Source organism: Brevibacillus brevis, from assembly GCF_001039275.2.
GTDB classification, from domain to species: Bacteria; Bacillota; Bacilli; order Brevibacillales; family Brevibacillaceae; genus Brevibacillus; species Brevibacillus brevis_C.
On record NZ_CP030117.1, the window covers coordinates 5,709,992 to 5,733,975 of the forward strand.

Sequence of the window (23,984 nt, forward strand, 5' to 3'; positions counted from 1 at the left end):
CAAAGCGGCTACCACTTTTGCGTTTCCCCGCGAATCGCTTCGGAGCGGACAGTCCCAACCCTCAGCGGGACGGAGCACTGAGCCTAGACTGGAAATATTCTTCTCCCCACCGCAGCACATGCGACCCTGAATATATTTTTTAATTCCTATACGTTGAAAGGAGTCCACCCCATATGCAAGCTTTGGAAACCCAACGGCTTACGCTATCGTACGGAGAACGCAACATCATTGAAGCATTAGATTTAAACATCCCGCGTGGAAAAATCACAGTTTTCATTGGCAGTAATGGCAGTGGCAAATCGACATTGCTGCGCTCTCTGGCACGTTTACTCAAACCAAAGGAAGGCGCCATCCTGCTTGAAGGAGAATCGATCGCGAAACGCTCTACCAAAGAGGTAGCCAAACGTCTTGCTATCCTTCCTCAAGGGCCATCTGCACCAGAAGGATTGACGATTCTGCAATTGGTCAAACAAGGACGCTATCCTTATCAAAACTGGCTACAGCAATGGTCAGAAGAAGACGAGCAGATGGTCAACAAAGCATTGGCAGCTACTCAACTCACGGATATGGCCAATCGTGCCGTCGACAGTCTTTCTGGCGGACAACGTCAACGCGCCTGGATTGCGATGACGCTCGCCCAAGGAACCGAGACGATTTTGCTGGATGAGCCTACGACTTATTTGGATATGTCGCATCAGATTGAGATTTTGGACCTGTTGTTTGAACTGAATCAAACGGAACAGCGCACCATCGTCATGGTTCTCCACGATCTGAATCTCGCTTGCCGCTATGCCCATCATATCGTCGCTGTTCACAATCAAACCGTAGTGGCAGAAGGAACTCCAAACGAAGTACTGACGACCGACCTTGTCCGTACGGTATTCGATATGGATTGCCAAATTACGCAAGACCCGCTGTACGGAACTCCTATGTGCATCCCGTACAGTAAAAGTCGTCTGGGCACTGTGCAGACCGAACGAAAAGCATTCGCCATGTCATAAGCGCCAAACAACAAAAAGACTGTCCATCGAGTCGTATGGGCAGTCTTTTTTCTTATGCAAAAACTTGAGTGCGTTGGCAAGTTTCTTTCATCCTACAAAAAGACCAGCGGCAGTCCTGGACTGCCGCGCGCTCTTTTTATCTATCAATCAGGCAAGCTTACTTCTTCAGGTTGTAGAAGGCAGAACGACCGCCAAAACGAGCTGTATCAGCGAGTTCGTCTTCAATACGTAGCAGTTGGTTGTACTTCGCTACGCGGTCAGTGCGGGAAGGCGCACCAGTCTTGATTTGACCAGCATTTGTAGCGACTGCGATATCAGAGATTGTAGAGTCTTCGGTTTCACCGGAACGGTGGGAGATGACCGCTGTATAGCCTGCCAGCTTCGCCATTTCGATCGCTTCGAAGGTTTCTGTCAGCGTACCGATTTGGTTTACTTTTACCAGAATGGAGTTACCTGTGGAGGTCTCGATTCCGCGAGCCAGACGCTCTGTGTTCGTTACGAACAAGTCGTCACCAACCAACTGAACTTTGCTGCCCAACTTGTCAGTCAGCGCTTTCCAGCCATCCCAGTCGTCTTCAGACAGACCGTCTTCGATGGAGATGATTGGGTATTTGTTTACCAGATCTTCGTAGAATGCGATCATTTCTTCTGTTGTTTTCACAACGCCTTCGCCTTCGAAGTGGTATTTGCCGTCTTTGAACATTTCTGTAGCCGCTACGTCCAGCGCGAGGAACACGTCTTTGCCTGGCTCATAGCCCGCTGCCTTGATCGCATCCAAAATGGTTGTGATCGCTTCTTCGTTGGATTTCAGGTTTGGAGCAAAACCACCCTCATCCCCTACTGCTGTGCTCAGGCCTTTTTCACCCAATACTTTTTTCAGGGAGTGGAAAATTTCCGCACCTGTGCGCAGCGCTTCCTTGAAGGATGTAGCACCTACTGGCATAACCATGAATTCCTGAATGTCTACGGTGTTGTCTGCGTGCTTACCACCGTTCAGGATGTTCATCATAGGAACTGGCAGCATTCTCGCGTTGAAGCCGCCGAGGTAGTTGTAGAGAGGAACGCCGAGAGAATCTGCGGCCGCACGTGCTACTGCCATAGACACGCCGAGAATCGCGTTTGCGCCCAACTTGCCTTTGTTTGGCGTGCCGTCGAGCTGAATCATCGCCATATCGATACCAACTTGATCGAGGGCATCCATGCCGATCAGTTCAGGAGCAATGATTTCATTCACGTTTTCTACAGCTTTCAGAACGCCTTTGCCCAAGTAACGGGATTTGTCACCGTCGCGAAGCTCAACTGCTTCATACGCACCTGTAGACGCTCCAGATGGAACATCTGCGCGCCCCATCGAGCCATCTTCGAGATACACTTCTACTTCCACAGTTGGATTACCGCGGGAGTCCATAATTTCGCGTGCATAAATGTCAGTAATCATTGCCATTTCTCGTCCATCTCCTTTTTTCATGTGCACTTACAATCTATTTTTCGATAAAAGCCAAGCTACCCTTACAGTGTGTCCCAGTAAAGCCTATTTTGCAAGTAACGATTTGCCTGTCATTTCAACCGGTTGCGCTACCCCCAAAAGCTCCAAAAGCGTTGGCGACAAGTCGGCCAAAATACCGTCTTCGCGCAGAACAGCCCCGTCTTTGGTCACGATTACAGGCACCGGATACGTACTGTGTGAAGTAATCGGGCGTCCCGCTTCATCCAGCATCAGATCCGCGTTGCCGTGGTCAGCCGTGATGATGGCTACGCCGCCTTTTGCTACGATGGCATCGACCACTCGGCCCAAGCATGCATCAACCGTCTCGACTGCTTTGATCGTTGGCTCCATCATACCGGAATGACCAACCATGTCGCAGTTGGCAAAGTTCAGGATGATCGCGTCAAAATTGTCTGCCTCAATCTCAGCGACAACAGCGTCTGTCAGCTCTGGTGCACTCATCTCTGGCTGTAGATCGTACGTCGCTACTTTTGGCGAAGGAATCAGGATACGCGTCTCACCTGGAAATTCCTTTTCACGCCCGCCACTGAAGAAGAACGTCACATGCGGATATTTCTCTGTCTCGGCAATGCGCAGTTGCTTCAAGCCGTGCTGGGAAAGCACCTCTCCCAATGTATTATCCAGATTGGAAGGCTTGTAAGCGACATACCCGTCAACCGTCTCGGAAAAATGCGTCAGGCACACAAAATGCAGATCGCGTGGTCGCTTATCTCCGCGGTCAAAGCCACGGAAGTCTTCATTCGTAAAGGCTTGCGACATTTGAATCGCACGATCCGGTCGGAAATTATAAAAAATAATCGAATCGCCGCTTTGAACGGTCGTCACAGGTTTGCCTGCTTCATCGAGAATCACGGTTGGCATGACGAATTCATCCATAATGGACTTTTCGTAGGATTCCTTTACCGCTTGAACCGGATCACGATAAGCCGGAGCATCTGCGTACACCATGGCACGATACGCCTTCTCTACGCGATCCCAGCGTTTGTCCCGATCCATCGCATAGTAGCGACCTTGTACCGTAGCAATACGGCCAACGCCGAGCTCTGCAATTTTGGCTTGCAGCTGTTCGATATAGCCCACTGCACTGTCAGGCGATACATCGCGACCATCGAGGAAACCGTGGATGAACACATCCGCAAAGTCCTGCTTTTTCGCCAACTCGAGCATCGCAAACAGGTGGTCAATGTGACTGTGTACACCACCATCGGACAAAAGTCCGAACAGATGGAGCTGCTTGCCGTTTTGCTTCGCGTGCTGGAAAGCTGCGATCAGTGTTTCGTTTTCAAAAAAAGCGCCTTCTTGAATCGACTTGGTAATGCGCGTCAAATCCTGATAAACAACACGCCCTGCTCCGATATTGAGATGGCCTACCTCGGAGTTCCCCATCTGTCCTTCTGGCAGTCCAACAGCCAGCCCACTTGCCTCCAGAGTCGCGTGAGGGTATTGGTTCCAGTAACGGTCAAAATTCGGCTTGCTGGCTTGTGCTACTGCGTTTCCATACGTTTCGTTCCGCAGAGCAAAACCATCCACAATCAAAAGGGCAACCGGTTTTGGTCTTTGTGCCATTGCTTTCTCCTCCTATCGCGACGTAGCTCCTGCCACAAGCTGCAAGTAGCTGTCCGCTACGAGACTCGCGCCACCAACCAATGCTCCATCGATGTCTGGCTGTGCCATGTAGCTTGCGATGTTTTCCGGCTTTACGCTGCCGCCGTATTGAATGCGCACTTTCTCGGCTGTCGTTTGTCCGAAGCGTTCACCGATTACGCTGCGAATGATAGCAATCGTTTCATTGGCATCCTCTGCTGTGGAAGACTTGCCTGTACCAATCGCCCAAATCGGCTCGTATGCAATAACGGTATCCGCCACTTGTGCAGCGTCCACTCCAGCAAAGGCACCTTCTGTCTGCGTACGGACTACGTCAGCTGTCTCGCCCGCTTCCCGTTGCTCCAGACTCTCGCCTACGCACACAATCGGTACGAGACCTGCTGCTAATGCGGCTACAACCTTTTTGTTCACGGTCTCATCTGTCTCATTGAAATATTGACGGCGCTCGGAGTGACCAAGAATCACGTACTCTACACCGATTTCTTTCAGCATGGACGCGCTGATTTCACCTGTATAAGCACCTTGCTCTTCAAAATGCATGTTTTGCGCGCCGATGGCAATATCCGTGCCCGCCAGCTCTTCCTTAAGTGCAGCCAACGCTGTAAAAGGTGCGCAAATGACTTTTTGTACCCCGGAAGTATGGTTGCCCGCCTTGGCTTCCTGTGCAAACGCTCTTGCCTCGGCCATCGTTTTGAACATCTTCCAGTTCCCCGCGATAATTGGTGTTCGCATGCAAACTCCCCCTCTTCGCTCTTATTGGTTATCTGCCAACACAGCTACGCCTGGCAGTTCCTTGCCTTCCATGAATTCCAGGGACGCTCCGCCGCCTGTAGAAATGTGTGTCATCTGCTCGGCTACGCCTGCTTTTTCCACAGCCGCTACGGAATCGCCGCCACCGATGATGGTCGTACCGCTGCATGCTGCCATCGCCTTGGCTACACCAATCGTGCCGGCTGCAAAAGCATCCATTTCAAATACGCCCATCGGACCGTTCCATACAACCGTTTTCGAATCTACAATGACGCTGTGGTACTGCTCCACTGTTTTTGGACCGATATCGAGTGCCATCCAGCCCTCTGGAATCGCATCGATTGCAACGACCTGCTTTTCTGCATCTGCCGCAAAACGGTCAGCTACCACAACATCAACTGGCATCAGCAATTGAACGCCGCGCTCTTTTGCCTGATCCATCAACGTACGTGCGAGATCGAGCTTGTCGTCTTCACACAGAGAAGCACCAATGCCATAGCCCTGTGCTTTGAGGAATGTATTCGCCATACCGCCACCGATAATCAGGTGATCGACTTTGGTCAACAAATTTTCAATGACAGCAATTTTATCTTTTACTTTTGCACCGCCGACAATCGCTGTAAACGGACGCTCCGGATTGGACAAGGCTCCGCCCATGAAGCGAATCTCCTTTTCCATCAACAAGCCCGCAACTGCTGGTATGTACTCAGCGATTCCCGCTGTAGAAGCATGTGCCCGGTGAGCTGTCCCGAAAGCATCATTGACAAACAGATCAGCCAAGGCCGCAAAGCTTTTTGCCAGTTCTGGATCGTTCTTTTCTTCTCCCGCATGGAAGCGTACGTTTTCTAACAGGATGACGTCGCCAGACTCCATTCGTTCTACTGCCGCTTCTACGTCAGCACCATGGCAATCCTCCAGCTTACGCACGTCCTTGCCCAAGAGCGAGGACAAATGGGCTGCGACAGGAGTAAGACGCATCTCTTCCACTACTTGGCCTTTAGGACGCCCAAAATGGCTCGCCAGGATTACTTTGGCTCCTGCCTCCATCATGAAACGGATGGTTGGTACAGCAGCACGAATGCGTGTATCGTCGGTGATTACCCCGTCCTGCATCGGCACATTAAAGTCGACACGGCAGAATACGCGCTTGCCTGCCAGCTCAACATCGCGGATAGATTTCTTGTTCATGAACGATCCTCCCAAATCATTGGCTTTTTATTCGGAAAAAAGATATGGGAAAAGGGAGATTGCTCTCCCTTTTTTTCCACAACAGTTCTATTTTACGTGTTAGAAGCCGCGCTGTGCAACATAATGACACAAGTCTACGACACGATTGGAGTAACCCCACTCGTTATCATACCAGGAAACGACTTTCACCATGTTTCCTTCCAGTACCATTGTAGACAAAGCATCGATTGTGGAGGATGCAGGGTTTCCATTGTAATCAGAGGATACGAGCGGCTCTTCGGAGTAGCCGAGAATGCCTTTGAGTGGGCCTTCTGCCGCTTCTTTCAGAGCGTTGTTAATTTCTTCAACAGTTGCGTCTGTTTTCAGTTCAACTACCAAGTCCACTACGGATACGTTTGGAGTTGGTACGCGCATTGCGAAACCATTCAGCTTGCCTTTCAGCTCAGGCAGTACGAGTGCTACCGCTTTTGCCGCTCCTGTAGAGGTTGGGATAATGTTCTCCGCAGCTGCACGGGCACGGCGCAAATCTTTGTGCGGCAGGTCGAGAATTTGTTGGTCATTGGTGTAAGAGTGAACGGTTGTCATCAAGCCGCGTACGATACCGAATTTTTCATTGAGAACCTTCGCATAAGGCGCCAAGCAGTTCGTTGTGCAGGATGCGTTGGAGATCACAGTGTGTTGTGCTGGATCGTACTTGTCTTCGTTTACACCGATTACGACTGTAATGTCTTCGTTTGTTGCTGGAGCGGAGATGATGACTTTTTTCGCGCCACCTTCCAAGTGCTTCGCTGCATCTTCGCGCTTCGTGAAGCGTCCAGTCGATTCCACTACGATTTCAACACCGTAATCTGCCCACTTGAGTTGTGCTGGATCGCGCTCTGCCAACACCTTGATTTCTTTGCCATCAACGATGAGCGTGTTCTCGGAAGCTTCAACGCTCACGTTCAGAACACCATGAACAGAGTCATATTTCAAAAGGTGCGCCAGTGTGTGTGCATCTGTCAGGTCATTGACCGCTACGATTTCTACATTCGGATTGTTCAGTGCTGCACGAAATACGTTACGACCGATACGACCAAATCCGTTAATACCTACTTTTACCATAATGTATACCTCCTGCTCATTAGCTAGCTTTATTCTTCATCGCGAGAAACTTGCCCTCTGGCGAAAACCAGCGAGTCGATAATATCGTAACAATCGGTAATAAGATTGGAAAAAACACAAAGGGCAATGTCTGGATCGTTGAAACACCTAACGTCAGTGCCATCATCATCGATAGTCCGTTCCAAGGGATCAGTACAGGCATGACCACTGTGGAGTCCAACATCGTCTTGCCCAACAGCTCACGCCCTCCAGCCCATTGGGAGAACCTCCCGAGAAGAGTCGAGCCGAGAACCAGTATTGGAATGGTTTGATTACAGCTGATGATAACCACTAACAACGACAATGCCGCTGCCTTCGCTACCAATACCGTTTTATTTTTTGTATGGCCCATCATTTTGTCTACGATGGGGGTTAATAAATTGGCTCTGTTCAAAATGCCGTTTAAAAAGCCTGCGAGAATGATTAACGCCAGAACATTGAAGATGGCGAACATCCCGCCCCCATGGACCAGTTGATCCAGCGGCGTTCCTGAATGAAGCTCAAATCCAACTAGCATCGATGTAAAAAACGTCTTCACATCCAAATTCCCATTGATCCCGACTAGAATCGTACTGGCTCCGATACCGAAAAACAATGCCTTTACTGCTTTTACTCTCAGTGCAAAAGAGGCAATTAACACGACGAGAGGCAGCATGAGCAGCCAATGTACAGAAAAATGACTGACTAACAGCTCTTGGTACATCTGAATGGTATCCGTCGAGTTCGCCTGAGGTCGAAACAGATCAAGGATCAGGAAAAGTAACGCGCAAATCGCTACCGTAAGCAAAGCAGGACGCCGTGTTCTTCTTTCCTGCTCTTCTGTCATACCGACATTGGAAAGCACCAGTAAACGACTGCTGGATATCGGCGAGAAACGTTCCCCCACCATCGCTCCAGAGATGAGCGCACCACCTACGATCGCAGGTGATATCCCTGCTGCGTGTGCAATGCCCATCAGGGACAGCCCAATCGTACTCAGCGTACCGATTGATGTACCCAATAAATAACTGACGCCTGCGGTCAACAGAAAAGAGAGGACGAATAAATACTCGACATTCACAATCGATAATCCGTAGTAAATGATGGCGGGAATGGTTCCTCCCATCATTAATAGCGGAATCAAGAGTCCTACTAAAAACAGAATCGTAAGGACGGGCTTTGCCTTTTGGACACCTTCCCAGCCAAACACGAACTGCTGCTTCCACGGATAACCCAATCTTTTTACACTAACCAGTGTGACCAAGATCGCAAAAACAATCCCCCATGCAATCGGAAAACCGAGCGATAGGCTCAAAATGATGCCAGCGATCATTGCCAAGATGGGTGTTACCGATGTGATAGACATGCGACCGACTTCCTTCCGTTACAATCGTGTGGACAACAGCGTGTAAGCTGCCCCTTCGTCCGTAATGAGTACATTCTGACACGATTGCTTAGCAAAGGAAAGAATCGCTTTTGCCTTGCTTTCGCCCCCCGCAATGGAGAGCACAGTTTCTGCCTTGTGCACTTCCTCTAGCTGTAAACCAATTGTCGGCATTCTGTGGACCGTTTCTCCCGCTTCATTAAAGTAGTAGCCGAATGCTTCTGATACAGCGCCCGTCTCCACTAATTCTGCGAGCTCTTCGTCCGAATAATTCCGCCTTCTCGCCATCGTGACGGCATCCCCGATTCCATGCAAAACGATTCGGGTTTCGCCCAAGAGCGACAGCACATCTTGTACTTGCGGCTCTTTAACCAATGTCTGCAAGGCTTCTGGATGAAGGCGATCCGGTACGTGAAGAAGCCGATAAGAAGCACCTGTTTTCGCTGCCATGGCGGAAGCAAGCGTATTTGCTTGCAGCTCTACGCGTTCTCCCAGTCCACCGCGAGCAGGGACAAACTGAACGTTTTTGAACGAAGCAGAAGGCGTCAGATGACTTGCTACGCTGGCGATGGATGAACCACCTGTTACCGCTACAATGTCTCCTTCTTGCACGACCTGTTTGAGGACCCTTGCCCCTACCCGTCCAAGCTCTTCCTTTACCCAAGGCGATTGATCTGCATTGCCCTGCACCACAATGACTTCTGCTATGCCCAGCTTTTTTTGCAGGCGCTCTGCCAAGTCAGTAAGGCCGAATAACTCTCCGACGAGAGGCTCCATGTCGTCCAAGACTTGTTGTCCTTCTTCACTCAGGCTCATTCCCGCAGCCGTTACATGAAGGAGCCCCGTCTCTTTTAGCAGCTCCACTTCTGCCCGCAAAATACGCTCAGTGGTATCCATGGCTTGAGCTAGACCTCTTCTGCCAATCGGCTGCAAATGATAGATGGATCGGAGTAACATGTACCGCTGACGCAAAACCTGAATCAAGTCAGGCAACAATTTTTGTTGCAGTTCCAGTAAACGTCGCATTATACCTTCTTCCTTGGTTACAAATTGTTGATCGGGACGTTTTGTGTCCCTGTATATACATTTTATGTCCCACTTGGTGCAAAAAAAAGATCACTTGCTACAACTTGAATGTATCATATTTAACAATATCTTGCAAGTTTTCCCCGAACCCCTATAAAAAAGTGCCACTCATGACCGAGCGGCACGTCTATGTAATTCGTTTCGCAGCTCCTCGAGCGTCACCACATGTGTAATAGAGCGAAACACGATTTCTCCATCAATCTCGACGACTGGAATGACAAACATCATTTCTTCATGCAAGACGGGATCACTTTCAATATCGACTACGCGCATACGAAGGGGGAACTCCTCCGCCAGACTGCGGATGTAGAGTTCCACCTCGTCGCACAAATGACATTTCTTTCGTCCGTACAAGACAATTTCAAACGATTTTTCATTCATGCCCTTAAAACCTCTTTCGTTTGGCCGACGATGGAATCAGCATTTCTTCCCGGTATTTGGCAACCGTGCGGCGGGAGATTTCAATCCCCTCTGTAAGCAGCATCTCACCCAGCTTTTGATCAGATAACGGAGACTTTCGATCTTCTTGCTCGATCAGTGCTTTAATTCTGCGCTTAACACTCTCAGAAGAAGTAGCTTCCCCACTGGAAGTAGAGAGCGCTGACGTAAAGAAATACTTCAGCTCAAAGATTCCGCGCGGTGTCTGGACGTACTTGTTGCTGGTTGCCCGGCTGATCGTCGATTCGTGCAGGCCGACCCGCTCTGCTATTTCCTTTTGTGTCATGGGCTTTAAATAATGAATCCCTCGATCAAAAAAATCCCGTTGCATATCGAGGATAGCCTGTGTTACACGCATGAGCGTCAGGCGGCGCTGCTCCAGACTTTTTGCCAGCCACATGGCGGCATTCAGCTTATCGTGAATGAATTGTTTGGCTTCATCCTGACTTTTTTGCTGGCTCAGCATTTTTTCATAGAAGCTGTTGATTTTCAACCGCGGTGCAGCAACATCATTGACCAATACTACATAATCATTCCCGACCTTCTCTACCGTCACATCTGGAATGACATATCTTGTCTCCACTGTGGAAAAGGCAGCACCTGGACGCGGATTCAGCGTACGGATCAGGTCTGCCATCGCCTGTACCTCTTGCGGTGTACATCCGATTTTGTCTGCGATCCGCTGATAGCGATTGTCCGCCAAATCTTGCAGGTGGTTGCGAACGACCTGAACGATCTTTTCGTCATCGAGTGCCAAATGCCCGAGCTGCAGCAAAAGACATTCTTCTAAGCTGCGTGAAGCTACGCCTACCGGATCAAAATGCTGCAAAACGGACAACACGTCCTCAATCTCCAGCATTTCTGCGCCCAGACGCGCACTCGCTTCCTCCAGGGTAATTTCCAAATACCCCTTCTCATCCAGATTCCCGATCAAAAAGAGAGCGATCTGTTTTTGCAGCGACGAGAATCCTTTTACATAGCCGAGTTGACGCTCCAAATGTTCGTACAGCGTCTCCGCACCTTGCTGGACGTAATCCAGCGGATTGTAAGTGCTTTCATTTTTCGACGAACCGTACTCACCTGTCGCGCGATTGCCCACAATTTCTTTCCAGTCAATCTCAGGAGCTGGTTTCTCTGCTTTTGCAGAAGCGACTTCTCCAGCCACTTCAAGGTCAAAAACAGGATTCTCATTGGCCTGATCCTGCAAATAGGAGATGAGATCAATGGCTGAATACTGCAATATGGTAATCGCTTGGCGTAATTCCGGCGTCATCACTAATTTCAGTGTTTGTTCTTGAAATAACCCCAATCCCATGTTCATGAAGCTCGCCTCCTTCGCACTTGCTCATGCTGCTCGATGACTCTTTATTTTCATTATATTCGTTCTCTCATGCAATTTTCCTGCCAAATTGATGAAGCAGAACACAAAAAATGTCGAAAGATCTTCACCAATGGACTTTTTCAATCTCGCTTACCTTATTGCTAGTTTTTTCTGTTGAACTATTTTTTTCGTTTGCATTGAGATTCTCGATGTTTTATAATAAAAGTTGTCGTCACAATATACGCCTGTAGCTCAGTGGATAGAGCAATGGTCTCCGGAACCATGTGCGGGGGTTCGATTCCCTTCAGGCGTACCATACTTACAAGCATAAAGCGATCTCTTGGACTTCCAGAGGTCGCTTTTTTATGTTGAACCCCCATGGTAACACAAAACAGGCCCGATTAAGGGCTGTTTTTCATGCGCTACCTTTACTGGTTGTCCTTTGATAGTTCTATTGAATTGGCAGATAGTGAATACGAAAAACCCCTGAAGCATTACTCTCCTTCAGGGTCCTCACTCACCTATAGTTAAACACACATCGATTCCCTACTGATGATTCCTCGTTTTATACAAAAGATACACAAAAAACGGCGCTCCAATCGCTGCGGTAAAAATCCCTGCTGGCAAATCATGCGGTAAAAACACCGTTCTCCCAATCAAATCAGCCAAGACGACGAGCATCCCGCCCAAAATGGCGGAAGCCGGAAGCAAGTAGCCATACGCAGAACCAACTAGCCTGCGAGCAATGTGTGGAGCCATCAACCCAATAAAACTGATTCCTCCTGCCACACCGACCGCAGCACCTGCCAGTGCCACACTGATCGCAATCAAGAGCAATCTCTTTTTATCAATCGCTACGCCAATGCCTTTGGCGATATCATCACCGAGCTCCTGGGCATTCAAATAACGGATTTGGAAAATCGTAGCGCCGAGAAACAACACGGTCCACGGAAGCAGCGTCATCACATTTACCCAAGACATTCCGTACACCGTTCCAGTCATCCACCCGAGAGCGTTTGAGGCTTTATGGGTTTGGGTGATCACCAGGAAAAAGATCGTTAATGCCCCCATCCCCGCTGAGATACATACACCGACCAGCGCGAGACGAAAAGGTGAGACTCCCTCCTTCCACGCAGTCAGATACGTAAGCGTAGCGGTTAACAATCCACCGATCAAGGCGACCAATGGCATCCATTGCACACTTACATCTTTTGCGAAAGTGATAAATGCTACCGCCGCTGCCGTCGCTCCCGCTGTAGTCCCGATCAAATCAGGCGAAGCTAATGGATTTCGCACCAAGGACTGCAAGATGGCCCCTGATACCGCCAGGGAGGCCCCTACCATGACTGAAACGACAACGCGAGGCAATCGCCAATCCAGCACGATCAATTCATTCTGATCACTGCCCGCTCCCACAAAAGCTTTGATGACTTCCCACACAGGAATATGCAAGCTTCCTAAGCCAATACTCAGTACAATCACAACAGATAACAGCAAAAATAAGATGAAATTAATTCCTAACGCCCGCTTATTTACATGAAACGAGAGCGCTGGCTTTTTGGTCCGAATAACTACATGTCTATGCATACGCCCTCCCCCTGACCAGCGGGATAATAAAAGCCACTCCGATCATGGCAGTTGCTACGCCTACTGGTACTTCCAAACGCATAGGCATCAAAACAAGGCGAGAAAGTAAATCAGCGCAAACCAGAAAAGCTCCGCCGAAGACAATCGAATAGGGAATCAACCAGCGATGATCAAGGCCGACTAAAAAACGGCAAAGATGCGGTATGATGATCCCCACAAATGCAATCGGTCCGGCGAGCGCGACACTCCCACCTGCCAAGAGCACCACGATCAATATCGCTGTTGCTTTTACCAGGATAATCTTTTGACCCAGGCCAGTCGCTACATCATCACCGAGTACCATCAAGTTTAACGAGCCGGTCAGTAGCATAGCGCCTAACCAGCCTACTAGCAAATAAGGAACGATCATAAAAAAATGATCGAGCTGTCTTCCCTCCACAGAACCAACTAACCAGTAAAAGGCCTCTGTCATCGTCTTTTCTTGCAGCAGCATAAATAGTGAAGTCACAGACGAAGCAAAAGCAGCAACCGCTGCCCCCGAAAGTGTCAGCTTAATCGGAGTCATGCCTCCCCGCCCAGCGGAAGCCAACCCGTATACAAGCAGAGCAGTCACCCCGGCTCCGATAAAGCCTGCCCACATCATTTGCGACATAGGGAATTGCGAGCCAAAAACAGCAATCGTCGTCACAATAGCAGCTGCAGCTCCAGCGTTCACACCGATAAGAGATGGTGAGGCCAAAGGGTTACGAGTCAACGCCTGCAACAAAACACCTGCTACAGCGAGGCTGCTCCCCACTGCTACCGCCGTCAGTGTACGTGGCATTCGGGAACTCGTAATTATCAAATGTTCCTCTGAACCGGAAAATTGGGTGTATGCCTCTACCGCAGTAGCGAGCGAATACCGATTGATTCCGATAAGGATACTAGCTACCATCACGACTGCCAGGACGACGAGTCCTATTATGAGTACAGTAGTCTTTTGCAGTCGGCTGGACAAAATCACGTTCACGCCTGTTCCCTTCTTTCCGTTGCATTCTACCTATTCTGCCTATTCACTACAATGTATGTAAGTTTCTCCCACTAATCAGTCTAAGCTTGTGCATAGGGCTAGTCAATGATATTGATTTTTATTATCGCTATTGGAAAATTTAGCACAAAAATATCTATAGTTTTCCTCTGATTCCAAAAAATATATTGACACATTGTCATATATGCATATAAAGTAGTGAAGAAAAATGATAATCATTATCAGTTAAAAGGGGGATTCTCCATCATGCGCAAAACTTCCCTGCGTTTGATGCTCGGGGCTATGCTTTCCGTTGTCATGCTCGTAACAGGCTGCGGGGGACAGGCAACGCCTTCATCCAGCTCATCTTCTTCTACTCCAGCTACGTCAACAACTACACCAGCACCGGCAGCGTCTGAAGAGAGAGAAGTAAAACACTTTATGGGGGCAACAAAAATAAAAGGGACTCCTCAACGCGTCGTCACTCTTACCAGTGAAAGTACAGAGGCAGTTCTCGCATTAGGGATTACGCCAGTTGGGGCTGTCATGAGTGGCCTCGGTAAACCTGGTGACCCATGGCATCCACATATTAAAGAGAAAATGAAGGATGCAGTTGAATTGGGCGACGAGAACCAACCAAACGTTGAGCTGATCGCCAGCCTGAAGCCAGACCTGATTCTGGGAACAAAAGGACGCCAAGGGCAAGAAAAAGTATACGATCAGCTTTCCGCGATTGCCCCAACCGTCTTCTCCGAGGATCTCGTAGGCAGATGGAAAATCAACTTTGCCCTTTACTCAGAAGCACTGAATAAAAAAGCTGAAGGCGACAAGCTAATGGCTGATTTCGATAAGAAGATTGAGGATGCAAAAGGAAAACTGGGTGACAAGACGAAGATGAAAGTCTCTGTTGCTCGTTTCGTAGCAGGCACAACCCGTCTTTACTTGAAAGACACTTTCTCTGGCGTTGTTCTGAGCCAGCTCGGCTTTGCTCGACCAGCCTCCCAAGACATCGATGAGTTCAAAAAAGACATTCCAAAAGAGCTCATGTCTGAAATGGATGGCGACATTATGTTTTACTGGATCGGCGATTACTCCGGTGATGGATCTGCCAATAAATACACCGAGGAATGGATGAAAGATCCGCTCTATCAAAAACTGAATGTCGCGAAAAACAATAAGGCATTCCAAGTTGACGAAGTGATCTGGAACGTAGGCGGCGGTATCCTTTCTGCTGAACTGCTCGTTGATGACATCGTAGAACGCTTCTCCAAACTGTAGGCTATATACTTTCCGATACCGTCAATGAAGCAGGAGTGGTTGAGATAACCACTCCTGTTCTTTTGCCTACTGGCATTATTGATCGAGTTCCTTCTTTCCAACAGTATCCTTACTGGGCAGAATCGGATCTATTTGTTCAGGTTTACGCGAATAAGCTTTGTTTGTAACCAAAATCGTCGCACCGATGATGACGATAAAGATGAGCACCAACGCAACGATAAAACCAGTTGTCATGCATACACCCCCGACTTTTTTCTAACTTTCATTATAGCTGATTTCCATGCGAGTCAGAACCTTCATGCATCACCAATTCATTATGGAATAGCAAACTATTCCAATTTTTGATAGGAAAATGGCTTCTATATCTCGAATAGTTACGACAACGCTATCTCACTCAAATCCTTGATAGACTATGCGGGGGAAATCTGATGAACAAGCTTAATACCCCTTTCTTATGGAAAAAGAAACGCTCAAAAAAGGAAATCACACAAGTGTTATTTCCAGATCAAATATTAAAAGCATTTTTTCACTTCACGACAGATGCCATCTCGATTAGTGATCTCGATAACAATATCGTCCTGGTGAATCATGCTTTTGAGCAATACTACGGTTGGTCCATGGAGGAGATTTACGCTTCACCGCTTTGCTTTATTCCATACGAGTATAGGAACGAGACCAAACAGTTATTTGATGCGGTCAGGAGCATGGGTGTATTACTAACCAATTACGAAACCATCAGGCAGCGAAAAGATGGAACGAAGATGGATGTCATTCTGTCGGCTGCTCCAATCAAAGATGAAACCGGAAAAATTATTGGTGCTTCCTGCATTACCCGTGACATTTCCGAACGCAAAAAAATGGAAGAGGCCTTGCGTCAAACTGAAGCCAAATATCGTCTCCTCATTGATCATACCCAGGATATCGTGACGATTTATGATTTATCCATGCGACGCATCTATGCATCCCCATCAATCGAGCAATTGGGATTTGTTCCAGCCGAGGTTACTTCCCCTAACAATCTGCAACTCACACATCCAGAGGATGTCCCTATGTTCCGGGACAAATTTCAAGAGATCATGGCAACGAAACAACCCGTTCATTTCGAGACGCGCTCTATGGATAGGAACGGAAACGAGGTCTCCTTCGAAACACGCGGTATCCCCATTTTAAGCGCGGGAGGAGACGTCCAAAACATCATGTTAGTCTCGCGAAATGTCACCGAACGCAAATACTCTGAGGCCGCCTTGTTTAAAAGCGAGAATACGAACAAAATCATCTCGGAATACACAGATGATCTTATTCTGATTACGGACAAGAACGGGGATATCCTCTATCTCTCCCCTTCGCATTCACGCGTAATCGAAACGAGTGAACATTGCCGTCAGCTCACCTTTGCCGAGATTCATCCAGAAGATCGACAAACTGTCATTGACCACTTTCATCATTTACTGGCGACCCAAGAACCAAAAATATGCGAGTTTCGTTTCCAAACGAAATATAACAAATGGATCGTCCTCGAATCAAAGGGTGCCCCCATCCTGACGAAAACGGGAGATTGTGATGGCTTTATCATCGTATCGCGCGATATTACAGAACGCCGAAATAACGAGGAATTATTACGGAAGGCTGAGAAGCTGTCCGTGATTGGAGAGCTGGCTGCTGGAATCGCTCATGAGATTCGCAATCCGCTCACATCTTTGAAGGGCTTTATCCAATTTCTTTATCCGAGCATGAATGATAACCAGCAGTACGCCGACATCATGCTCTCTGAATTGGACCGGATTAATTTTATTGTGAGTGAATTGCTAGTCTTGGCAAAGCCACATAGCATCCAAATCAAACCTCTTCCGCTCATCCCTTTGCTGGAAAACGTCTTGGCACTATTGAGGTCGGAAGCAAATTTGAAAAACATCCATTTCCGTACCGCATTTGCTTACCATCCGATCATTGCGGGAGAAGAAAACCAGCTCAAGCAGGTCTTTATCAACATCATTAAAAATGCCATCGAAGCAATCGACGGACATGGTGAGGTTCTTATTGCCACCGCCTTAAAAGACAATCATCAAGTACTCATTACGCTCACGGATACTGGCTGTGGAATCTCTGAAGAAATGATTCACAAGCTGGGTGCCCCCTTTTTCACGACAAAAGAAAACGGGACTGGCCTCGGCCTCATGATCAGCAGCAAAATCATGAAAGACCACAACGGCAGTCTGGAAATTAAAAGCAGGGAGCACGAAGGTACAGTGGTAGAGATAACACTGCCGATTGTACCAGACCAAATTGGGTCATCCTAGAGAGGTGTACATCTCATCATCAGCGGAGGTACCCTATGGATTTCACCAAAATGAGCACGAGTGAGTTCGTGGCCAAAATTCGCGAATCCCAAGCGAAAAACCTGCGAAGCAGACAGCATCAGGGCTACGGTCATCCCGAAAAACGTTTGCCTAGCAAGCAAGGTATTTAACAAGCAAAAGCCCACCCGTTGAGCTCCTTTGGCTAAAACGGGTGGGCTTTTGTCATTGTTATTGTGGATCCTGCTTATTCAGGTTACGATCTTTTTCGGACTTTTGCTTCTGGGTGCCTTGCGTCTTGCTGCTGTGTCCTTGGTTGCCGCCATTCTTCGTATTACGATTGTTTGACAACAGAATCCCTTCCTTTTCATTCTGGTATTCATGCCAAACGTAGTATGTCCCAAACGGCTTGTTCATAATGAAGAATTACTTCGCTTCACCCATAAATACTTTCTTTCCATCCTCATACTTGTACACGTATACGGAAGCAAAGTCGTTGTCGCCTTTTTCATTGAATGTTACGTTAACGAATTTGCCTTTGTAATCTTTGGTTTTGTGAACAGCTTCCAGCACTTGTTCACGAGTTGGCTTTTTGCCGCCGTTTGCTTTAATCGCTTCTTCCAGTCCGTTCAGCATAACACCCATGGAGTCATAACCAAAGGAAGTGAAGATCCCTACTTTGTTGCCAGTCGCGCTCTCGAAGTCTGTGATCCATTTCTTGCCGTCTTCGGTAGCACCAATATCGCCAACAGTGGAAGTAAAGACTACGTTATTGGCATTTTCCGCACCAGCAATTTTCACCATGTCAGCAGAGTCGTAGCCATCTCCACCCATAAAGACACCTTTGAAGCCTTTTTCACGTGCTTGCTTCACGATAATTCCTGCATCAGAGTAGTATCCACCGAAGTAAATCATCTCTGGATTTTTCGCAAGGATTTGGGTGATGATCGCACTATAATCCTTCTCGCCTGCCGTTACCCCTTCAAAGCCGAGAACTTGTACGCCGTCTTTTTCAAATTGCTTTTTCACTTCTTCCGCAAGACCTTGTCCATAAGCAGCCTTGTCATGCATAACGAACGCCGTTTTGACATTCAACTGATTTTTGGCAAAAATAGCAGCCTTGGAGCCTTGTTGATCATCACGCGCACAAATGCGGTGTACGATCTTCTTGCCTTGCTCAGTCAAATCTGAACCCGTTGCAGAAGGAGATACCATTACGAGCTTCTCTTGCTCGTATTGCGCTGCTGCTGTGATCGAAGCACCTGTTGTAGCATGGCCAACTACTCCGACTACGTCAGGATTTGAAATCAACATTTGTGCGACTGCTACCCCTTGTTTCGGGTCAGCCTGGTCGTCTTGCGCGGACAATTCAACATCAAAGCCAAGTGCTTTGAATGCCTCCTTTTTTTCTTTCAATGCATATTCAGCACCAGCTTTTGCTGTGCTTCCGTAATCGGAGTACTGACCTGACATCGGACCAACTACAGCAATCACGAGCTTCTCAGTAGCTCCGCTTGCACCGCCCGTGCTTCCTCCGCTATTGTTGCTCGGCTGTGGTGTCGCGCTTTGTCCACCAGTCCCTGTACCTCCACCACAGCCCGCGAGCAATGTGCTCAGAGCAAATGTTGCAGCCAGTATCGACAATGATTTCTGTTTTTTCATAGCAAAACATCCCCCTCTTTATTTATAAGCAAACTATGAATCACAATCTTATTGTAGGATATTTTAGAAAATTTGCAATAGAAATGATTGAAAGAAGAATCAATTAAAAAGCCTCTATCGCTGTCTGCTGATAGAGGCGTACACGTGTCGTATTAAAGCAAATAGCCACTTCTACGCATAGAAGTGGCTATCTTGATGAGAAGTTCCATTCATTTCTAGGAATTAATTGGAATGCTCAGCTTGTAAGTGAGCGTTTTTGCATCGTACTCTACTTTTGCACCCAATTCTTGGGCAATGAATACGAGAGGAACGAGCACTGCTCCGGTCACTGGACGTGGCGGATTTGCTACACTGGTTTCTTTGCCGTTTTTATAAGCAAAGTTTTTGTTTTCGTACATACGCAGAGCGTACGTATTGTCTTTGGCAACCAGCAGAGATTTGGTCGTGCTATCCCATGCTGCGGAACCACCCAAAGCAATCGCCAATGTGCTCGCATTCACATACGCAACACCATTTTCAGTAACGATTTCTTGTGGGAATGGGAACTCCTTGCCGTTTAGCTGAACCTTGATTTTTTGTTGCTGTACAGGAGCAGGCGCAGGCGCCGTTTGGGCAAACGCAGCCGTTGCCGCTACACTTCCTGTTAGAAGAGCCGCTGTCAGCATCATTGTAGAAAACTTGCGAAGCATAATAAACACCCCTTAAATATCATGAAATGAATTCCAATTTTGTAAAGTTCGACACGAATCAACTTTTTCCTTCTTTTTTATCCCATACATTTCCTATGTAATTCTCTCACTAAACATGACAAGACTAGGAAAAAAATAAAATATCCCACGAACAAATGTTTTTGTGCACAACCTGTGCATAACATTGTGGATAACTTTCGAAAGTGAGGCTTACCATGGCAGGGGAACGTTTTTTTCTCATTTATCAAGAGGCCAGTGACGAGGAATGCTTATTGACCATTGAACCATACAAAGATCAACAAGAGCTGGCGGAAGCCATCAATCAGCTACAGGCCAAACAAATCGATGAATATACGATCATCAAGGGAAAAAAGATGAAAGCCACGCTGAAACTCGCCGTCGATTTGACCGAAGCCGATGAGAATTCTAAGGAATGAATGTTTTCTTTTTCGAGTAGGTTTAGACAGAGGGAAATTGGCAAACATGGTAGTGAGGGCGCGCACTTATGTGTTTGACCTTCATTGACCTTTTGTGTATGATATTGTTACAAAGAGAGGAGGAAGACTAGATGCATATGAATTTAATTCCAACCGTCATTGAACAGACGAACCGCGGGGAACGTGCTTACGACATTTATTCCCGCCTGCTCAAAGACCGCATCATCTTTCTGGGAACCCCAATCAACGACACCGTAGCCAATATCGTTGTGGCACAGTTGTTGTTCCTTCAGGCGGAAGATCCGGAGAAAGACATTCACTTGTACATAAACAGCCCAGGCGGTTCTATTACTGCTGGTATGGCAATTTACGATACTATGCACTTCATCAAGCCAGATGTATCCACCATTTGTATCGGAATGGCTGCTTCGATGGGAGCATTCCTGCTGGCTGCGGGGGCAAAAGGCAAACGCTTTGCTCTGCCAAACAGTGAAGTCATGATCCACCAACCATTGGGTGGAGCCCAAGGACAAGCGAGCGACATTGAGATTGCCGCAAAACGTATTTTGAAGATGCGTGATCATCTGAACACCATCCTGGCTGAACGCACTGGACAGCCTTTGGAGCGCATCCAAAAGGATACCGATCGCGACAACTTCCTCTCTGCCGCAGAAGCAGTAGAGTACGGATTGATTGACAAAGTCATCACTTCCGAACCGTCTTCCAAAAAATAAGAGATACCTAGTAAAAAAAGAAGCACTCGTGCCTGAACTACGGGCCGAGTGTTTTTTGTATGCCGAGCAAGCCCCAAGAGGCTTCCCTTGGTTTGCTCGGCTTTTTCGATGAATCATGGTGATACTTCCATTAACTGACTGACATAGACCGTCCGGCTATGTCCTGGATTTTTTTCCTCATGTACACGTGCTGTTGACGTTTTTTCGTCTACAGCATCGATCCAAACGGCTTGTCCTTCGTACTCTACCTTGATATGGTCGTCGGAGCTCATAATGGCCTGTGCTCTCGTTACATTCATAAGCGGCTCCCTATTGCTCATCTTCAAGGGCTTGATTGGCTGACGACGCCCCTGTCATCGTGTCTACAGTTGTTTCTTCAATCAGGCCGTTTTGGTCGGAAACAACTCCACCTCCCAGTCCCTCGTTCACCATCCGATCAATGTCCATATCATAACAATCGCGGCCTTCGTAACACTTATCACGGTTACTCATGTGTCATTCCTCCTTCATGCAATATACATGGTTAGAAATGCCCTGCCCGAAGTGAATTGATACATATTCATCAAGATGATCAACAAAAAAAGACACCTCCCATACGGGAAAAGTGTCTCTCGTGACTCTATTCTTCTTTGCTTACCAGATTCGTAAGGCTGGTGACTGCCTGGGAGGCATCCGGCCCTTCTGCTAAAATGGTAATTTCCGTTCCAGAGCTGATTGCGAGGCTCATGATACCCATGATGCTTTTCGCATTGACCTTCTTGTTGCCTTTTTCTACGAATACTTCCGATGCAAAACGGTTAGCCTCCTGAACGAAAAAGGCTGCTGGACGAGCTTGCAAACCGGTCTTTAACTGGACCACGACCTGCTGTTGAACCATGAATGGACCTCCTCACTTGTAGACTATTATCCTTTAGTATAACATGCATCTACATCGAAATATTTTGTTTTTCTCGTATTTTGTCAGCGATTTCGTTAATTTTTCGCAAGCGGTGGTTAATGCCCGATTTGCTCACTACTCCGCTTGGCACCATCTCACCCAATTCTTTCAAATTGATGTCAGGATGAGCCACTCGAAGCTCCGCGACCTCTCGCAGACGTTTTGGCAAATTCTCCAATCCCATCTCTTGATCGATGAGCTGAATATTTTCCATTTGTCTGGTGGCTGCATTCACCGTTTTGTTTATGTTGGCGATTTCACAATTGTGTAAACGGTTTACTGAGTTCCGCATGTCCTTTACGATTCGAACGTCCTCGAAATACAGAAGCGCCTGATGAGCTCCAATCAAGCTCAAAAACTCTGTAATCTTTTCGCCTTCTTTAATATAGAGAACATACCCTTTTTTCCGCTCGATGCACTTGGCATTTAGTTTATACCGATTGGCGATCTTGGTCAATGCTTCGCAAAAATCCTGATAGGAAGTAAAAATCTCCAGATGATAGCTGGATGCCTCTGGATGATTCACAGATCCCCCCGCCAAAAAAGCTCCCCGCAAATAAGCAGCGCGGCAACAGGACTTCTTCACGATCTCAGGGGCGATTCCTGGGATAAACGACAGGCTTTGATCCATGATGCCCAAGTCTTGCAAAACCTCATTGGCCTTATTCGGAATACGCACAATGTAAACGTTGTTCTTTTTCAAACGCATTTTTTTGCGAACCAGCAGTTCAGCGTGTATCTGAAACAGCCTCTTGATTAACGTGTAAATACGTCGGGCAATCGCCGCGTTCTCTGTCGTCACATCCAGCACCAGTCGTCCGGCTCCAAACTGCAGACTTCCATTCATCCGAATCAAGGCTGAGAGCTCTGCCTTGCTGCAGCAATCGGCACCCTCCGTCATGGTAAGTTCTTTTTTGGTATGCGCGGCGAATGACATCGACTTCACTACTCCTTCTCTATCTTCAGCACCTTCCGTCTTCGTCTGACCAGTGACACAATCTGCTTGCTGACAGCATGTGCATCATGACGTAGGTAACCGTCCTCAAATGTGACTAACGGCCTCGCCACAACATGCAGACCGAGTTGGCGCAGTTGCTTTAAATCACATCGGACAGGAGCTGCTCCTTTTTCCGCGTATTTGTCCAATACATGGGTAGGCAGCTCGGCTGAATTGACAATGATCGTATCCAGAAATGGTCTATCTACATGTTCATACATGACATTCACGTGCCGGGATGCAGAAAAACCGTCTGTCTCCCCCGGTTGTGTCATGACGTTACAAATATAGATTTTCGGGGCTTGTGCGCGTGTAATCGCTTCAAATAACCCGCGTACTAATAAATTGGGCAGGATACTCGTGTACAAGCTGCCAGGCCCAATCAAAATGGCATCCGCGTCGGCAATAGCCAACAGGGCTTCGCTCAGAGGAACAGCATCCTCCGGGTCAAGAAACACCCGCTTGATTTCTTTGCCAGTCAACGGTATTTGGGATTCTCCGATTACGAGAGATCCATCTGTCATTTCCGCTTTCAACTGAATCGATTGCGTGGAAGCTGGCAATACATCTCCACGCACTGCCAAAACCCCGCTTAATGTTTTGACTGCGGTGACAAAGTCTCCAGTGATTTCGTTCATCGCTGCAAGTAATAGATTTCCCAAATTATGCCCTGCTAATCCCGTGCCTGTGGAAAAACGATATTGCATGACTTTTTCCATCAATGGCTCTGTATCGGCCAGAGCAGTCAAGACGTTTCGAATGTCGCCAGGTGGAAGCATATCCATTTCTTCTCGCAAACGTCCAGAGCTTCCCCCATCGTCTGCTACCGTAACAATCGCTGTGATATGCACCGGCTCGTGCTTTAAACCGCGTAGAAGGACGGACAGACCCGTTCCTCCGCCAATAACGACTACCCGTAATGGCCTTGACTGTAGCCTCCCGACTCCCTTAGTAGGCATAT

At 47.8% G+C, this 23,984-nt stretch carries 25 protein-coding genes and 1 tRNA gene; 7 read left to right on the forward strand and 19 right to left on the reverse strand.

The window, feature by feature from the left end; translation table 11 throughout:
* Positions 1 to 173: 173 nt before the first annotated feature.
* Entirely contained in the window at positions 174 to 1,001 is an 828-nt protein-coding gene (locus tag AB432_RS27140; RefSeq protein WP_048034945.1) for an ABC transporter ATP-binding protein, read from the forward strand.
* Between the two features lie 157 nt (positions 1,002 to 1,158).
* On the opposite strand, the gene eno is transcribed toward AB432_RS27140, so the two are convergent.
* From eno to rpoN, 9 genes are all read right to left on the reverse strand, one after another.
* Positions 1,159 to 2,445: a phosphopyruvate hydratase gene (gene eno, locus AB432_RS27145; protein WP_048034946.1), complete on the reverse strand. Its 1,287-nt coding sequence runs from the start codon at positions 2,443 to 2,445 to the stop codon at positions 1,159 to 1,161.
* 87 nt (positions 2,446 to 2,532) lie between these two features.
* Complete coding sequence (gpmI, locus tag AB432_RS27150) at positions 2,533 to 4,074, reverse strand: 2,3-bisphosphoglycerate-independent phosphoglycerate mutase (RefSeq protein ID WP_048034947.1); 1,542 nt, start codon at positions 4,072 to 4,074, stop codon at positions 2,533 to 2,535.
* Between the two features lie 12 nt (positions 4,075 to 4,086).
* On the reverse strand, positions 4,087 to 4,845 hold the full coding sequence (tpiA, locus tag AB432_RS27155; RefSeq protein ID WP_048034948.1) for a triose-phosphate isomerase: 759 nt from the start codon (positions 4,843 to 4,845) through the stop codon (positions 4,087 to 4,089).
* Positions 4,846 to 4,866: 21 nt separating this feature from the next.
* The gene (locus AB432_RS27160) at positions 4,867 to 6,051 is read right to left on the reverse strand and encodes a phosphoglycerate kinase (RefSeq protein ID WP_048034949.1); all 1,185 of its coding nucleotides are present in this window, start codon (positions 6,049 to 6,051) and stop codon (positions 4,867 to 4,869) included.
* A 99-nt stretch (positions 6,052 to 6,150) separates the two neighbouring features.
* Positions 6,151 to 7,155, reverse strand: coding sequence for a type I glyceraldehyde-3-phosphate dehydrogenase (gene gap, locus AB432_RS27165; RefSeq protein ID WP_048034950.1), 1,005 nt, complete (start codon positions 7,153 to 7,155; stop codon positions 6,151 to 6,153).
* A gap of 19 nt (positions 7,156 to 7,174) precedes the next feature.
* Entirely contained in the window at positions 7,175 to 8,539 is a 1,365-nt protein-coding gene (locus AB432_RS27170; RefSeq protein WP_048034951.1) for a Na+/H+ antiporter NhaC family protein, read from the reverse strand.
* A gap of 18 nt (positions 8,540 to 8,557) precedes the next feature.
* Complete coding sequence (locus tag AB432_RS27175) at positions 8,558 to 9,583, reverse strand: sugar-binding transcriptional regulator (protein WP_048034952.1); 1,026 nt, start codon at positions 9,581 to 9,583, stop codon at positions 8,558 to 8,560.
* Positions 9,584 to 9,751: 168 nt separating this feature from the next.
* Positions 9,752 to 10,024 carry a glutaredoxin family protein gene (locus tag AB432_RS27180; protein ID WP_048034953.1) on the reverse strand — a complete coding sequence of 91 codons (273 nt, stop codon included), beginning with the start codon at positions 10,022 to 10,024 and terminating at the stop codon, positions 9,752 to 9,754.
* A 4-nt stretch (positions 10,025 to 10,028) separates the two neighbouring features.
* Positions 10,029 to 11,402, reverse strand: a complete 1,374-nt coding sequence (rpoN, locus tag AB432_RS27185) for an RNA polymerase factor sigma-54 (RefSeq protein ID WP_048034954.1) — start codon at positions 11,400 to 11,402, stop codon at positions 10,029 to 10,031.
* A gap of 241 nt (positions 11,403 to 11,643) precedes the next feature.
* Between rpoN and AB432_RS27190 the strand changes: the two genes are divergently transcribed.
* Positions 11,644 to 11,718: transfer RNA gene (locus AB432_RS27190), tRNA-Arg, on the forward strand.
* 230 nt (positions 11,719 to 11,948) lie between these two features.
* On the opposite strand, the gene AB432_RS27195 is transcribed toward AB432_RS27190, so the two are convergent.
* Both AB432_RS27195 and AB432_RS27200 read right to left on the reverse strand, forming a co-directional pair.
* Entirely contained in the window at positions 11,949 to 12,989 is a 1,041-nt protein-coding gene (locus tag AB432_RS27195; protein ID WP_048034955.1) for a FecCD family ABC transporter permease, read from the reverse strand.
* The gene (locus tag AB432_RS27200) at positions 12,982 to 13,998 is read right to left on the reverse strand and encodes a FecCD family ABC transporter permease (protein ID WP_048034956.1); all 1,017 of its coding nucleotides are present in this window, start codon (positions 13,996 to 13,998) and stop codon (positions 12,982 to 12,984) included. Before AB432_RS27200 ends, AB432_RS27195 begins: the two co-directional genes overlap by 8 nt.
* A 264-nt stretch (positions 13,999 to 14,262) precedes the next feature.
* Between AB432_RS27200 and AB432_RS27205 the strand changes: the two genes are divergently transcribed.
* Positions 14,263 to 15,273 (forward strand): ABC transporter substrate-binding protein, encoded by a 1,011-nt coding sequence (locus AB432_RS27205; RefSeq protein ID WP_048034957.1) that lies wholly within the window; start codon positions 14,263 to 14,265, stop codon positions 15,271 to 15,273.
* A 75-nt stretch (positions 15,274 to 15,348) separates the two neighbouring features.
* Here AB432_RS27205 and AB432_RS30915 read toward each other — a convergent pair whose 3' ends face one another.
* Positions 15,349 to 15,507: a hypothetical protein gene (locus AB432_RS30915; protein WP_173630884.1), complete on the reverse strand. Its 159-nt coding sequence runs from the start codon at positions 15,505 to 15,507 to the stop codon at positions 15,349 to 15,351.
* A 194-nt stretch (positions 15,508 to 15,701) separates the two neighbouring features.
* On the opposite strand from AB432_RS30915, the gene AB432_RS27210 reads away from it, so the two are divergent.
* Positions 15,702 to 17,570 carry a PAS domain-containing sensor histidine kinase gene (locus AB432_RS27210; protein ID WP_048034958.1) on the forward strand — a complete coding sequence of 623 codons (1,869 nt, stop codon included), beginning with the start codon at positions 15,702 to 15,704 and terminating at the stop codon, positions 17,568 to 17,570.
* A 35-nt stretch (positions 17,571 to 17,605) separates the two neighbouring features.
* On the forward strand, positions 17,606 to 17,740 hold the full coding sequence (locus AB432_RS27215; RefSeq protein ID WP_015893478.1) for a DUF4023 domain-containing protein: 135 nt from the start codon (positions 17,606 to 17,608) through the stop codon (positions 17,738 to 17,740).
* 253 nt (positions 17,741 to 17,993) lie between these two features.
* On the opposite strand, the gene AB432_RS27225 is transcribed toward AB432_RS27215, so the two are convergent.
* Positions 17,994 to 19,229, reverse strand: coding sequence for a branched-chain amino acid ABC transporter substrate-binding protein (locus AB432_RS27225; protein ID WP_048034960.1), 1,236 nt, complete (start codon positions 19,227 to 19,229; stop codon positions 17,994 to 17,996).
* Between the two features lie 215 nt (positions 19,230 to 19,444).
* A complete protein-coding gene (locus AB432_RS27230; protein ID WP_048034961.1) occupies positions 19,445 to 19,918 on the reverse strand; it encodes a copper amine oxidase N-terminal domain-containing protein in 474 nt (157 codons plus the stop codon).
* A 215-nt stretch (positions 19,919 to 20,133) separates the two neighbouring features.
* Here AB432_RS27230 and AB432_RS27235 point away from each other — a divergent pair, with 215 nt between their 5' ends.
* Complete coding sequence (locus AB432_RS27235) at positions 20,134 to 20,355, forward strand: hypothetical protein (protein WP_048034962.1); 222 nt, start codon at positions 20,134 to 20,136, stop codon at positions 20,353 to 20,355.
* Positions 20,356 to 20,486: 131 nt separating this feature from the next.
* The gene (gene clpP, locus AB432_RS27240; protein WP_007720441.1) at positions 20,487 to 21,089 is read left to right on the forward strand and encodes an ATP-dependent Clp endopeptidase proteolytic subunit ClpP; all 603 of its coding nucleotides are present in this window, start codon (positions 20,487 to 20,489) and stop codon (positions 21,087 to 21,089) included.
* Between the two features lie 113 nt (positions 21,090 to 21,202).
* On the opposite strand, the gene AB432_RS27245 is transcribed toward clpP, so the two are convergent.
* The 5 genes from AB432_RS27245 to AB432_RS27265 all read right to left on the reverse strand — a co-directional run bounded on the left by AB432_RS27245 (position 21,203) and on the right by AB432_RS27265 (position 23,982).
* Positions 21,203 to 21,388 carry an H-type small acid-soluble spore protein gene (locus AB432_RS27245; protein WP_007720438.1) on the reverse strand — a complete coding sequence of 62 codons (186 nt, stop codon included), beginning with the start codon at positions 21,386 to 21,388 and terminating at the stop codon, positions 21,203 to 21,205.
* A gap of 10 nt (positions 21,389 to 21,398) precedes the next feature.
* On the reverse strand, positions 21,399 to 21,581 hold the full coding sequence (locus AB432_RS27250) for a hypothetical protein (RefSeq protein WP_048034963.1): 183 nt from the start codon (positions 21,579 to 21,581) through the stop codon (positions 21,399 to 21,401).
* Positions 21,582 to 21,708: 127 nt separating this feature from the next.
* Positions 21,709 to 21,966, reverse strand: coding sequence for an HPr family phosphocarrier protein (locus AB432_RS27255; protein ID WP_048034964.1), 258 nt, complete (start codon positions 21,964 to 21,966; stop codon positions 21,709 to 21,711).
* A gap of 49 nt (positions 21,967 to 22,015) precedes the next feature.
* Positions 22,016 to 22,963, reverse strand: a complete 948-nt coding sequence (gene whiA / locus AB432_RS27260) for a DNA-binding protein WhiA (protein ID WP_048034965.1) — start codon at positions 22,961 to 22,963, stop codon at positions 22,016 to 22,018.
* Between the two features lie 8 nt (positions 22,964 to 22,971).
* Positions 22,972 to 23,982 (reverse strand): gluconeogenesis factor YvcK family protein, encoded by a 1,011-nt coding sequence (locus tag AB432_RS27265; protein ID WP_048034966.1) that lies wholly within the window; start codon positions 23,980 to 23,982, stop codon positions 22,972 to 22,974.
* Between the last annotated feature and the right edge of the window lie 2 nt (positions 23,983 to 23,984).